The 12763-nt window shown below is 55.0% G+C and carries 11 protein-coding genes and 1 tRNA gene; 4 read left to right on the top strand and 8 right to left on the bottom strand.

Translation table 11 applies throughout. The features are described 5' to 3' along the window. Positions 1 to 37: 37 nt before the first annotated feature. The 3 genes from ACR0A1_RS15195 to ACR0A1_RS15185 all read right to left on the bottom strand — a co-directional run bounded on the left by ACR0A1_RS15195 (position 38) and on the right by ACR0A1_RS15185 (position 2332). The gene (locus ACR0A1_RS15195; RefSeq protein WP_170395601.1) at positions 38 to 799 is read right to left on the bottom strand and encodes an ABC transporter permease; all 762 of its coding nucleotides are present in this window, start codon (positions 797 to 799) and stop codon (positions 38 to 40) included. Then, on the bottom strand, positions 796 to 1725 hold the full coding sequence (locus tag ACR0A1_RS15190) for an ABC transporter ATP-binding protein (RefSeq protein WP_170395599.1): 930 nt from the start codon (positions 1723 to 1725) through the stop codon (positions 796 to 798). The genes ACR0A1_RS15195 and ACR0A1_RS15190 overlap by 4 nt, the downstream gene beginning before the upstream one ends. Positions 1726 to 1816: 91 nt before the next feature. Next, complete coding sequence (locus ACR0A1_RS15185) at positions 1817 to 2332, bottom strand: SRPBCC family protein (protein WP_170395597.1); 516 nt, start codon at positions 2330 to 2332, stop codon at positions 1817 to 1819. 155 nt (positions 2333 to 2487) lie between these two features. Here ACR0A1_RS15185 and ACR0A1_RS15180 point away from each other — a divergent pair, with 155 nt between their 5' ends. Continuing rightward, entirely contained in the window at positions 2488 to 3582 is a 1095-nt protein-coding gene (locus ACR0A1_RS15180; protein WP_480868223.1) for a CaiB/BaiF CoA transferase family protein, read from the top strand. Positions 3583 to 3640: 58 nt separating this feature from the next. Here ACR0A1_RS15180 and hemE read toward each other — a convergent pair whose 3' ends face one another. After that, complete coding sequence (gene hemE, locus ACR0A1_RS15175) at positions 3641 to 4675, bottom strand: uroporphyrinogen decarboxylase (RefSeq protein ID WP_480868221.1); 1035 nt, start codon at positions 4673 to 4675, stop codon at positions 3641 to 3643. Positions 4676 to 4782: 107 nt separating this feature from the next. On the opposite strand from hemE, the gene hemC reads away from it, so the two are divergent. Then, entirely contained in the window at positions 4783 to 5739 is a 957-nt protein-coding gene (gene hemC / locus ACR0A1_RS15170) for a hydroxymethylbilane synthase (protein ID WP_170636667.1), read from the top strand. Between the two features lie 220 nt (positions 5740 to 5959). On the opposite strand, the gene ACR0A1_RS15165 is transcribed toward hemC, so the two are convergent. Beyond that, the gene (locus ACR0A1_RS15165; protein WP_170566150.1) at positions 5960 to 8221 is read right to left on the bottom strand and encodes an adenylate/guanylate cyclase domain-containing protein; all 2262 of its coding nucleotides are present in this window, start codon (positions 8219 to 8221) and stop codon (positions 5960 to 5962) included. A gap of 21 nt (positions 8222 to 8242) precedes the next feature. Further along, positions 8243 to 9199 carry a FecR family protein gene (locus tag ACR0A1_RS15160; protein WP_480615339.1) on the bottom strand — a complete coding sequence of 319 codons (957 nt, stop codon included), beginning with the start codon at positions 9197 to 9199 and terminating at the stop codon, positions 8243 to 8245. Positions 9200 to 9503: 304 nt separating this feature from the next. Here ACR0A1_RS15160 and ACR0A1_RS15155 point away from each other — a divergent pair. Beyond that, positions 9504 to 9593: transfer RNA gene (locus tag ACR0A1_RS15155), tRNA-Ser, on the top strand. 117 nt (positions 9594 to 9710) lie between these two features. After that, positions 9711 to 10829: a hypothetical protein gene (locus tag ACR0A1_RS15150; protein WP_480868219.1), complete on the top strand. Its 1119-nt coding sequence runs from the start codon at positions 9711 to 9713 to the stop codon at positions 10827 to 10829. Positions 10830 to 11750: 921 nt separating this feature from the next. Here ACR0A1_RS15150 and ACR0A1_RS15145 read toward each other — a convergent pair. Next, positions 11751 to 12266 carry a helix-turn-helix domain-containing protein gene (locus ACR0A1_RS15145; protein WP_480868217.1) on the bottom strand — a complete coding sequence of 172 codons (516 nt, stop codon included), beginning with the start codon at positions 12264 to 12266 and terminating at the stop codon, positions 11751 to 11753. A gap of 121 nt (positions 12267 to 12387) precedes the next feature. Beyond that, positions 12388 to 12678, bottom strand: a complete 291-nt coding sequence (locus tag ACR0A1_RS15140; RefSeq protein ID WP_480868215.1) for a winged helix domain-containing protein — start codon at positions 12676 to 12678, stop codon at positions 12388 to 12390. Positions 12679 to 12763: the final 85 nt, after the last annotated feature.

Below are 12763 nucleotides of genomic sequence, written 5' to 3'. Positions count from 1 at the left end.
CCAATTTCACACACCTGATGGGCAAAAATGCAACGCCCTAGCTGCGGATGCGCCAACCGGTTTTGAAGATCCAGCCAATGATCGCGAGGCATATTCCGGTGAAGGCCAGTATGGCCAGAAGGCTCCAAAATATCGGGACATCTGCGATACCATAGAATGACCAGCGGAACCCGGAAATCAGATAAACCACAGGGTTGAACAGAGTGATCGTCTGCCAAAGCGGAGGTAGCATCGAGATCGAGTAAAACGTCCCACCCAGAAAAATCAGGGGCGTCACAACAAGCTGGGGGACAAGCGACATCTGTTCAAAATTACCCGCCCAGATACCCACGATGAAACCCAGCAAGGAAAAGCTGAGGCAGGACAGGATCAGGAAAGCCGCCATGGCAAACGGGTGTTCAATGCGAATGTCCACAAAGAACGTCGCAGTGGCCAGAATGACAAGACCTACAAACAGTGCCTTAGTTGCGGCCGCGCCCACATAGCCAATCACAATCTCGATGAAATTGATGGGGGCTGAAAGTAACTCATAAATCGTACCCAAGAATTTGGGGAAGTAGATGCCAAAGGACGCGTTCGAGATTGATAGCATCACTACGGACAACATGATCAGACCCGGCACAATGAAGGCCCCGTAGGACACGCCTTCGATCTCTTGAATGCGACTGCCGATGGCAGTGCCAAACACCACGAAATAAAGCGAGGTCGACAGGACCGGAGACAAAAAACTCTGCGCCAGTGTGCGAAAGAATCGGGCCATTTCAAACCGGTAGATGGCAGTAATAGCGGACCAGTTCATGCGGGTTCTCCGGACACGAGGTTGACGAAAATCTCTTCAAGGCTCGATTGCCGCGTCTGCACATCACGCAGCACTAAACCGGCCTGTGCAACATCATTGAGAAGAGTGGTGATGCCCGTGCGCTCGGCATTGGTGTCGTAAGTATAGATCAGCGCATCGCCTGCACCGTTGAGCGTCAGTTGATGATCGGACAGAACGTCGGGAACGGATAAAATGGGCTCGGTCAACATGACCTCAATCTGCTTTTTGCCCATCTGCGCCATCAATGTGTCTTTGTCCTGCACGAGCAAAAGCTCACCCTTGTCGATGACACCCACACGGTCGGCGATTGCCTCGGCTTCCTCGATGTAGTGAGTGGTCAGGATGATGGTGACACCAGCCTGCTTCAATTCGGCCACGATCTCCCACATGTCCTTACGTAGCTCGACATCTACGCCGGCGGTGGGTTCATCCAGAAACAGCACCCTTGGCTCATGCGCCAAGGCTTTCGCGATCAGCACACGTCGCTTCATGCCTCCGGATAGTTCCTTGATTGCGTTACGGCGTTTGTCCCATAGGGACAGCTTGCGCAGGATTTCCTCGATCCTGGCGTTGTCTCCGCTATGACCGAACAGCCCGCGCGAAAAGCGGACAGTGTTCCAGACCTTCTCGAACGGTTCCAGCGCGATTTCCTGCGGCACCAGCCCAATCATCTTGCGGGCTGCGCGATACTCGGTCTGGATGTCATGGCCACCTACGGTGACCGAGCCCGAAGTCGGCGTGGTAATACCGCACACAGTCGAGATCAGCGTTGTTTTACCCGCCCCATTGGGTCCCAACAGCGCTAGAATCTCACCTTCTTCAATGTCCAGAGACACACCTTTCAGCGCCTCAAACCCATCGGCATAAGACTTCCGCAAATCCCGGATCGACAATATGGTCGTCATGCGTACCCTCGTTCTGACCCCGCAACCTATCGTGACGGACCATCGTCGAACAGTCCAATTCCGCACAGTGCCATGCGCGTGTGCGCAGGGTTCAGTCTCGTCCCGTCAGGCGACCTAGCCAGCCTGACTTGGTCTCTTCTTCGGCAGCGTCTTCTTGCGGTGGCGGACCTTCGAAATATTCTTGAAGATTGGCGAAGAACTGATCGGCCATCTTCTTGGCAAACCCATCAATCAGGCGGCTGCCCAGCTGAGCCAGTTTGCCACCCACCTTAGCCTCGACCTCGTAGGTCAGAAGGGTGCCACCAGCCTCGCTGGGCGCGAAGGTTACATCAGCGCTTCCCTTGGCAAAGCCTGCAGCGCCCCCCTTGCCCTCACCTGCGATGGTCAGGCGTTCGGGCTCAATCATGTCGGACATGGTCACTGTGCCTTTGAAAGTCGCCTTCACAGGGCCAACCTTTTGCACCACGGTCGCATTATACCCCTCGGTTGGATCACCGGTAATCTCCTGCGCGCCGCTGATGCAGGCTTTCAATACTTCAGGGTCCAGCAACGCAGCGTAAACGGCGGCAGGCGGCGCCTGAATTTCACGGGTATCGCTTAACTGCATCTCTCAACCTCTTTTTAATCCTACGGCAGACCACAAAGACCTAGCCCTGAAACATCGATGCAGGCAACCAGTTTGCACAAACCAAAGCACGGGATCGGGATTCTTCGCTTGCATTCGCTCCGCCCAACAGAAACCCTGCGCCGCAGGAGGAAGACATGCTGCACGGCATACGCATCATCGAAGTCGAAGGGCTGGGCCCAGCCCCCTTCGCGGCCATGCTGCTGGCGGATATGGGCGCCGATGTCATCACCATCCATCGCAAAGGGTCCGCCGTCACTCCGGGTATGCCTGAACGTTCGCTGCTGGATCGCGGCAAACGATCAATAGCGCTGGACCTCAAAAACCCGCAGGACCTTAGCGTTGCAAAACGGCTGATCGCAACGGCTGATGCGCTGATCGAGGGTTTTCGCCCCGGCGTGATGGAAAAGCTGGGGCTGGGGCCGGAAGACTGTCATTACCTGAACCCAAAGCTGGTCTATGGCCGAATGACAGGCTGGGGGCAGCATAGCCCACTTTCTGAGACAGCGGGCCATGATCTCAACTATATCGCCCTTTCAGGGGCTTTATCCTACGCGTCGCTGCCCGGCCAACCGCCTTTGACGCCCGCAACACTTGTCGGGGATATCGGCGGTGGTGCGATGTATCTGGTTGCAGGTCTGCTCGCCGGGCTTCTGAATGCCCGAAGCACAGGCAAAGGCACGGTGGTGGACGCCGCCATCTACGATGGCTCGGCACACATGATGAATTTGCTGATGAGCCTGCGCCAAACCGGCAACCTGTCCGACACCCGAGGTCAAAGCCTGCTTGACGGACCGCATTGGAGCCGAACCTACGCCTGCGCAGATGGCGGCTTCATCTCAGTTCAGTGTCTAGAGCCAAAATTCTATGCTCACTTCCTGGACATCCTCGGGCTCAGCGATGATGCGGAGTTCGCTCAGCAATACGACCAGACCGCTTGGCCCAACCTGACGGAACGGTTGAGCGAAGTCTTTGCCAGAAAACCGCGCGACGAATGGGCGGCGCTATTCCAGGGGACAGACGCCTGCGTTGCGCCGGTCCTAAGTCCACAAGAAGCACGAGATCACCCCATGAATTCGGCTCGCCAAACATGGGTCGACCACGACGAAACACGTCAAGCCGCAGCCGCTCCTAGATTCTCAACCTACAACTGGCAACCGCGGCCCAGCCCCAAACGCGGAGAGCATACAAATGAGATTTTGAACGAACTTCCTCCCGCTTCATCTGGCTAAAAATACCTCGGGGGTGAATTGGCCGCAGGCCAAGAGGAGGCTGGCCCCCTCGCCAGGCTTACCGCCCGCGCACCGTATCGATCATCAATTGAACGTTCTCAGGGTCCGCATCTGGCGTAATACCATGACCCAAATTGAAGATATGCGGTCCTTTTGAGAAGGCTTCGACAATCCGCCGCGTCTCATCGACAAGCGCTTGCCCGCCTGTCACCATATGCGATGAAGCCAAATTGCCCTGCACACACCCATCGACTTGCACATTCGCAGCAGCCCATTCGGGCGACACAGAATTGTCCAGCGCGACACAATCCACACCGGTGGCCTTGGCGAAACCGATGTAACCCTGATCCGCTTCGCGTGGGAAACCTATCACGGGAATGCCCGGATGGCGGGCTTTTATGGCGGCAGTAATCTCGCGACAGGGTTCTACGGCGTATTTCTGAAACGCTTCGCCCTTCAATGATCCCGCCCAACTATCAAATATTTTGACAACCTCGGCCCCTGCCTCGATTTGGGCAGAAAGGTATTCAATTGTCGCGGCCGTGATCCGATCCAACAGCGCCTCGAACAGCGCAGTGTTTTCTTCGCGCAGCGCATGGGCTGGCCCCTGATCCGGGGTGCCCCGTCCGGCGATCATGTAGGTCGCCACTGTCCAGGGCGCGCCTGCAAATCCGATCAGAGTTGTCTCAGAAGGAAGCTCACGCGAAAGAATACGCACGGTTTCATACACCGGAGAAAGCGTCTCATGAATTGCATCAACGGACTTCAGCGCATCAAACTCCGACTGCCGTGTAATTGTCGAAAGGCGAGGACCTTCGCCGGTGACAAACCACAAATCCGCACCCAGCGCCTGCGGCACAAGCAGGATATCAGCAAACAGGATCGCGGCATCAAAGCCGTAGCGGCGAATGGGCTGAAGGGTGACTTCGGCGGCAAGCTCGGGGTTATAGCAAAGAGACAGGAAATCTCCGGCCTGCGCGCGCGTTGCACGATATTCAGGCAAATACCTCCCGGCCTGTCGCATCATCCAGATCGGCGGCACATCCTGCACTTCCCCCGCCAGCGCCCGTAGCAATTTCTTTGTCTCGGCCATTCGTGCCCCCAGTGTTCCGGTTTGGTGCAACGCGTCGGCCCTCAGTGGCAATTTGTCAAGCTCTGCCCCCATTGTCAGGGCAATGTGACGCGACTAAAGCTGTGCACATGAGTCTGATATTGCCTACCCCCGCATCGCCTCTGAAAATCGGCACCCGTGGATCTCCGCTGGCGCTGGCGCAGGCCTATGAAACCCGTCAGAGACTTGGCGCCGCTTTCGACCTGCCTGAGGACGCGTTTGAGATCGTGGTAATCAAGACCACCGGTGACAACCGCGCCATGATCGACGCGGACCGGCCGCTGAAAGAGATTGGCAACAAGGGTCTGTTCACCAAGGAAATCGAAGAGGCGATGCTGAAAGGTGAGATCGACATCGCCGTACATTCGACCAAGGACATGCCCGTCGAACAGCCTGACGGGCTGGTGCTGGATACATTCCTGCCGCGCGAGGATGTGCGCGATGCGTTTATCTCGCCGACTCTGAGTTCGATTCACGATCTGCCAGAGGGCGCAGTTGTCGGGACTTCATCGTTGCGCCGCCGGGCGCAGTTGCTGAATCGGCGGCCCGATCTGAAAGTGGTCGAGTTTCGCGGCAATGTTCAGACTCGCCTGAAGAAGCTGGCCGATGGCGTGGCCGATTGTACCTTTCTGGCCATGGCCGGATTGCGCCGCTTGGATATGAAAGACGTCCCCGCGACTGCCATATCACCTGATGACATGCTACCTGCCATTGCGCAGGGCACCATCGGCATTGAACGGCGCAGCGACGATAGCCGTACCGCCGAGATGCTGGCGGCGATTCATCATGTTGAAACAAGCCAGCGCCTTGCGGCTGAACGCAGCCTTCTGGCCGGGCTGGATGGCTCATGCGAAACACCGATCGCCGGTTTGGCGCAAGTCCAGGATGGCCAACTGCATCTGCGTGGAGAAGTTCTGCGCCCGGATGGATCCGAGGCGATCAGTGAAGAGGCCACCGGGGCGCTTGAAGACGGGGCAAAACTGGGTCAGTCGATGGCCGCCTCTCTGCTGAAACAGGCCGGACCGGGTTTTTTCGACTGGCGTTGAGAAAAAATTTAAACAATTTCAGGGTAATGTGAACTTCTTCACTGTCTACCCTGCCGAATTCGTTAAATATGGGGACAGAAGGTCGATCTCGAATATATCGAAAGTTTTAGCCCGTGTTGTTTTAGATGGTATTCGAGGGGGCGAGATTGATACTTCCGGCGGGGCGCAGTTGATTTTCAACAGCGCCCCGTTCTCTTTTCCAAAGCATATGGCGAAGTACTTACTCTGCACCTTCGCGCAGACCATGATGATGACTAAACACCGGCCGCGCATGAAGCACCTCTGATCGGAAATCCGCCATGCGCCCCGGTAGCGCGCGATAGAATGATGCCAAACCTGGCTCAACCGCCATCGCATGCTTGGCACATTCCTTGCACAATCCAGCGACTACGGTCTGTGACTCCCGTGCGCGTATCGCCTCTAGTAGACCTATGTGTGCGGTCTGCAGCTTTTGAAACGATGCACTGCCTGCAACTTCCCGATCACCGACCAGTACATAAACAGGCTCTGGCTCGCTTTTGCCTTTCAAATCCACGAAGCCCGCCTCTAGCAGCGCAAGATCAGAATTGGTGACACGGCGAATAGAGTCTGAGACCAGAATATCATAATCCACATGTCGGCAGTTTTGTTCGATCCGCGCTGCCACATTCACCACATCTCCGATTACTGTATAATTGAACCGGCGCCGCGAGCCGATATTGCCGACGCAGGCGGCTCCGGTTGCGCAGCCTGTCGCCAGTGCGATGGGAGGACGCCCGCGCATGATGGGCAAAGTGTTGAACTTATCTAGCGCGCCGCGCATCTTCAGCGCGGCCAAGGCAGCGCGGCACGGGTGGTCATCCACGGGCAGCGGTGCATTCCAAAAAGCCATAACCGCATCGCCGATGAACTTGTCGATCGTTCCACGCTCGACCAGAATCTGATCCCCGATCTCTGAGAACAGCGCATTCAGCAAGGCCACCAGATCGGTGGCTGATACAGACTCGGACAATGGCGTGAAGCCCCGAATGTCCGAAAACATCACCGTGATCTCCTGAGATTCACCTCCCAATTGCAGTTGATGCCCATTGGCCTCCATCTCATCGAGGATTTCCGGTGCGACATAATGCGAGAAAGTCTGGCGGATCACCCGCTTCTCCCGCTCGGTCGAAACAAAGAGGTACCCGGCCAGAAGCCCGAAATTGGCCATACCTCCGGCCAAAGGGAAGGTCGCATCAAACAGAACCGACTGGTTCTGGAACGCCAACCAACTGATGGCAATTACGGCCGATGCGGCAACACCGCCTGCAGCAAAAGAAGCGACCGCCCCATAGTTGGACATGACCACTGTGACAACGACGCCCAGGATCACGAACGCCAGCAGCTCAAGTGCAGAGGTAACATCCGATCTGCTCAGCACATCGCCAAGGATGATCTGTTCGATAATCTGGGCGTGAATCGAAACACCGGGAACAGATTCACCCAGTGCCGTTTCGCGCATATCGAACAGGCCCGCCGCAGAGGTGCCGACCAGAATGATCCGTCCTTCTATCTCTGACTGAAGCGTTGGATCACTACCGCTACGCATGACATCATCGGCCGACAGATAGAGGCCAGGATTGTCCCGCCTGTAACGCACCCAAATCTCGCCATTCTCGGTGGTCGGCAGCACAAAATCACCCAGACCAACCTCAAGCATGATGCCGATCTCGTCCTGCGATCCTTCGGCAAAATAAACGGATTCGCCCATGGCCACCCGCAGGGCTTCAACCCCAAGCGCAGGTAATACACCGTTGGGCCCGGACCAAAGCACAGGGACCCGTCGCACCACACCCAAACTTCCTTGGGGCGAAACATTAACACCCCCGATCCCGGCCGCTTCTTCCCCCAATGGCGGTGCCAGAGAGGTCCAATGGGCAACGCTGACAAGGCCAGCTGCGGGGTTCTCTCCGATTTCAACTAACCCCGCCTTCGGTACAATGGCCGAACCGCTATCGGTTTGCCGGGCTGCCACACCCAGAACCACTGGCCATTTCGCAACTTCGTCCCCAAATCTGACGTCATTGTCCAGATCGATCGCGGCCTGATCCACCTGCAATAGTCCGGACAAGGTCGGGTCTTGCAACAGTCGCATCGGAGAGTATCGGTCGGGCTCGGCAAACAGCATATCAAAGGCAATCGCAGCGGCACCGTATTCGCCCAATCGTTCGACCATCTGACCCAACAGGGTACGAGGCCAAGGCCATTGGCCCCATTCTGCCAGAGACCTTTCATCAATATCCACCACGCGGACCGGCAGATCCGGGTTGTAGGCCCGTGGTGAAATCCGCTGCAGGATATCGAAGTAAATCAATCTGGACATTTGAACGGGATACGGATCCGCGACCCTAATGAAGCAGCCCATCAGGATCAGCGCCAAGCCCACAAGCCTGAATACTAATCGATGCCCAATTTTGTCTCTTATCTTACCCACCACGTTCACCTTCCAGGCGCAGGGGAACATGAAAATATATGTAACCTGATGCTACCAACCAGCTATCGCTGAAGCGTTACCTGCCGTCGCCGTTGCCCTGACACCCGATCCACCGATATTTCCACTGGATGCGTTTACGGATGTTCTCGTTTCACCCGAGGCGCTTACACCTGCGCGCGCTGATGTCCCAGAACGCCCTTCGGCGCTGGCTGAGGCCCGGTCTGGCGCTTCGGATCGCCCGCTTTCGCGGGCCGCCGACACCTCAGAACGACCTTGTTCCGTTTGCCGCCGCGCTTCGCGCCGCTCTGGCCTTTCAGATTCAATCTTTGGGGCCTGAGCCTGTCTGCCCGAGCACCCTTCGGCACTCACCCGAAACGGTGGCAGCAGTTGCGTTTGCGAGCGTATGAAGGGGAAACCACCTTTTAGCGCTTTGTCATACTGCTCCTGATCTATCGGGCGCCCCACCTGACCGCCCGAACCGGTCGCAAAGAGACTGCACTGTCGGCTTGCCGACCGGCATGACCCGCGTCGGCCGCACATCTGAACGGTGCCCTCGATAACCAGCATCGCGCTTTGGCTGCCGGATGTAATCCACATGTCAAATGTCGTTCCCCGCACGGCCATGGTGGCATCGGGCGTTTTGATCGAATAAGCGCGCTTTCTGCTTTTGCCCGAAATGAAACGGAAACTGCCGCCCAGCGCCTGCACGGTGAAGTTTTTTGCCTTCCTATTGCCTCGCAGCATCGAGACATCCAGGATCATTCGAGCGTTCGGACCAACCGCGATCTTGGTTTCATCTACGAACACCAATTGAACCACGCCTGATCTGTCGGTCGAAATAGTATCGCCTGAAACAACATCCATCCCTTCACGCAAGCGTATCTTTTTACCGGCCCGGATAATATCCGCGCCCGGTTTAGCACTGAGCACTTTTCCGATTGATGCGATGGCCGACGCAGGCAGCGTCGCTAGAACCAAGAAAACACAAAACAATTTCAACCAGGCCAAACCCAAGTCCCCTTCCCCCAAAAGGTACCTACCAGGGTGCCAAACACCCCACGCCCGATATCTGTCGCCTCAGAAAGCTAAATCTGAATAGTTATTAGAGCCTTAAAACTAGACAAATATGCGCCAGAACAGGTGGAGTTGGCAAGGTTTTGCATGTTTTTCAGCATTTCGGGGGTTTCGCACCCCTGCTTCCGGTAGCCCCAGCGCTCCTTCTTGTGGGTTTGATCATCGGTATTCAGAAAAATTTTCCAGACATAGAAAATCGCCTTGTATCTGGATGACAGGCAAGGATATACCGGCCAGCGGAGACGTGGCCGAGTGGTCGAAGGCGCTCCCCTGCTAAGGGAGTAGGCGGGAAACCGTCTCGAGGGTTCGAATCCCTTCGTCTCCGCCATAATCTTTCATTTTATGGCGCAAATACAAAGACCTAAAATGAAACTGTTTTTATGCGTCCCCCATTAACCCCCCCAATTTTCAAACTGAATGGTATGATGACAAGGGTATTGCGACCATGAATGTGTATTGTATTGGTACCGCTATAATTGTTGATAAAGCGTCTGGCAGACAGTTTGAAATCCAAGATTCGGACCTTGATTGGGACAACGTCGGAGGCGGCGCAGGTCCAATGGGTGAAAAAGAACACTATCTGGCCACAGTAGAACACGAAGTCCTGGGCAAACTATCGTGGAGTCTATGGGAATACCCCGTTGGTGTTCAGAACTTTAGCGAAACCGATACAGGCGGACACCGCCTAGTCCAAGACTTTGACTATGGCTTGGAGCATGAAGAAGAATTCGACTTAGAGCAGCTTGAGTACGAAGAAAGAGCGGCAGCAAGGCTTGGCTTTGAATACTTAACCGAGGAAGAGCAAATCGACACCATGGTTGGCTGGTTCAATCGAATGTTCGAAGACCCGCAAAACTCCATGCCATATGCGATTGATAAGGATAGCCCCTATAACTACGAGTACATTTGGGGAGGGCCGTACGACGCCTCAGATGAACTGTTTGGTGAATTTGGTGACATTGCCTCTGAAGAGGCAATTGAACAAGCAGCGAAGACTGTGCAAAACCAAGATGGAATATTCGAATGGGCTCCCAGCAACAACCACCCCGTTATGCGGAAGCGCGACGAAGATGCGCTAGCAGAACAGTTCCAATTTGAGCAGTCTCTTTATGAAATTCGCAGGCGTGCTCGCGAAAAACCGAATCTTACTACGGGGACTGAAAGTGAAGTCTCCGCGCGGCGTGAACTGGTCGAATTAGCGAAAGATCTAGAGCCATTGTTAATGATGGCTTCGGAAGAACGAAGTCACGGTGGGATTGGACATAATCAACCTCCTGAAGAATTTAGAGTTCCCCATAGCTTATCGCTAACACTCAACGTCAATATTAATGTTATTGTTTCTCAGGCGGATGAGACCGAGCCTGACGTAGAAGCTGTTGCGGAGAGCGTTGGTGTTATTCAGGCGGTTTTGGCAGAGCTTAAAGACTTCATAAAAATGACCAAAGATGAAGTTAAGACTAAGGGTGCAAAAACCTTGGCCAATGTAATTGTCTGGGGAATCGGCCTTCTGATATTGAAGGGCATCGTTTGGCTTTCAGTTATGCTAGGCATTCCGCTGCTATAGAGGTTCTCTAAACGCAAGTCCGCTTAGTGTGGCTTTGTGAAAGGATGGTTTGCGCAACCAATTCTCGCAGTTGCGCAATGTCAGCCTCCAAAACGTCACAAGGCTACTCAGAACAGTCATCAACCGATTTTGAGCGTCCATGCTAGAACCATGGATCGTCGAAGTACAACTCCTGTTCCTCTTTGCTCAGGAATCTTTTGAACTTTGCTATGAAAATTCGGTCCGCTTGGCCCTCGAACCACTCAATATCTTCTCGTTTTCGTTGGTACATCCGATGCGACATACCTTTGGGCTTGGTTGCTATACGGTTTACCATCCCTGCTTCCCCGCCAAGCGCACACCTAAGTTTGTTTGCGCGGCGCAACATGCGGTCGTACCGCGATTCTGACTGGCTGGTGTAGACGAGGTTGTAGCATTGGCGACAGAGGAAGTATTTGCCACCTGAGTAAAGTTTGACCACGCGCCGATTGCAGTGCCGTCCACTCACAACACCGGGGCAAAGAAAATAGGGGCGCTGACCACCATAGTTGCAGCTAGCGTGGTCAAGCGGCACCGGCTGAGTTACCGGCTCCCAATCACCACCATATTGGCTGATGCGATAACTCAGGACTAGGCGCGCTGCCTCAGCGCGAAAGCCAATCCGAGCGACTTCCTCACCATCACGCGACCAAATCCAATTCCCGATCCAGCCCGGGTTCAAGCATCCTTCGCGGTGCATCCGATTGACGTCTAGGGAACGGCATTCTTCTGCCTTTTTCTTGTGGGCGGGTCTTCCAGATCCATAACCTCCCATTACCACCAACCCAATTTTTTTCCGAAATCGATAGGCAAGTTTAGGGTCTTCGGGTGTTTTGGGCTTTGGCTTTTCTTGCTAACTGCCGGTTGTTGCACACCGTGTTCCTTTCCTGAGAGTGGTTAGTATTAGTGTCCCGCCAGAGCACCCAGAGGGAGGCCAGAATCGACGCTGACGGGTTCTTTGGTGGACCCAGAAACGGGGCTTGGGTTTTCTGATGGACCCATCCGCGCGGGTGATGGGTACTCTGGTGGTCCGCTTTTTGTTTTTGCCCGCCAAGAGCGCCATTCGTTTGTGGCAACCTCCACTCCCTTGGCGGTTTGCATACGTTTTGTTGTCAACCGCCATTCATGGGCGCGCCGGTTGTACCAGTTGCCGGGTTTGTGCAGGACAATGAACCCCTTTTCCTCCAGTTCAATAAAGGCGCGCTGTGCGGTGCCTTTTGATATGCCCAGCGCCTTGACTGCTTCATTCATCGAAAGACGCACGTTACCGTTGTTACCGCCGTTGAACCGCGTGTGAAGCTCCAACCAGACTTTGACAGCGGCCCCCGAAAGGGACCGCCATGCTTCTGATTTAAGTTGAGCATAAGGAAGCGTCACATACTGACCTTCTGCGTCGCGCCGTTTGCCTTTTGCCGCCATCAGCGATGTCCCCCGCGCAGTTCTTTGTTTGTGCGAAGCCAATGGTTCGGCAGACTGTGTTTGCGTTTCAGGTGACGTTCAAATGGACTGAGAGAGTCAATTTTGGCCTTGGGGTTGGCAATCATTGTTTCTGCTCCCCACTGCTGTGGCCTAGAACAACGGAACTCCGCAGATGGTACCTTGCGTGATATCCGGGATAGCTTCCTCCGTGGGGTTCAATTTCAGTGTCAATGTGAAAGCCCATTTCACGCAAGGAATGGATGTGTGCGGCAAGACGGATTGCAGGGTTTTCAAGCGATGTGATGCCTTGATTTTTTGCTTGCATCAGGTGATGCATCGTTTGGCCGATGCGCCCCGATAGTGTGAACAAGCGGGGGCAATCGCCTCCCAGAAGGATGACGTTCAAATTCATATTTGCCTCATTGATTTGGGAGGCGCGAAGCGATAGGGCTTATGCGTCTAGACTACCCAGCACCCGCGCCAGTTTCATGACTGCG

The organism is Ruegeria sp. D6 (assembly GCF_056534365.1).
The sequence above is the reverse complement of the archived record's forward strand: the minus strand, read 5'-3'. Positions and strand labels throughout refer to the sequence as shown.

Excerpts from the sequence above, each read along its gene's own strand:
- ACR0A1_RS15180 (WP_480868223.1), top strand. The coding sequence starts at position 2,488 with ATGCTGCACGGCATACGCATCATCGAAGTCGAAGGGCTGGGCCCAGCC.
- ACR0A1_RS15140 (WP_480868215.1), bottom strand. The coding sequence starts at position 12,678 with ATGAATTTGAACGTCATCCTTCTGGGAGGCGATTGCCCCCGCTTGTTC.
- ACR0A1_RS15150 (WP_480868219.1), top strand. The coding sequence starts at position 9,711 with ATGAATGTGTATTGTATTGGTACCGCTATAATTGTTGATAAAGCGTCT.
- ACR0A1_RS15195 (WP_170395601.1), bottom strand. The coding sequence starts at position 799 with ATGAACTGGTCCGCTATTACTGCCATCTACCGGTTTGAAATGGCCCGA.
- hemC (WP_170636667.1), top strand. The coding sequence starts at position 4,783 with ATGAGTCTGATATTGCCTACCCCCGCATCGCCTCTGAAAATCGGCACC.
- hemE (WP_480868221.1), bottom strand. The coding sequence starts at position 4,675 with ATGGCCGAGACAAAGAAATTGCTACGGGCGCTGGCGGGGGAAGTGCAG.
- ACR0A1_RS15145 (WP_480868217.1), bottom strand. The coding sequence starts at position 12,266 with ATGGCGGCAAAAGGCAAACGGCGCGACGCAGAAGGTCAGTATGTGACG.
- ACR0A1_RS15190 (WP_170395599.1), bottom strand. The coding sequence starts at position 1,725 with ATGACGACCATATTGTCGATCCGGGATTTGCGGAAGTCTTATGCCGAT.
- ACR0A1_RS15185 (WP_170395597.1), bottom strand. The coding sequence starts at position 2,332 with ATGCAGTTAAGCGATACCCGTGAAATTCAGGCGCCGCCTGCCGCCGTT.
- ACR0A1_RS15165 (WP_170566150.1), bottom strand. The coding sequence starts at position 8,221 with ATGTTCCCCTGCGCCTGGAAGGTGAACGTGGTGGGTAAGATAAGAGAC.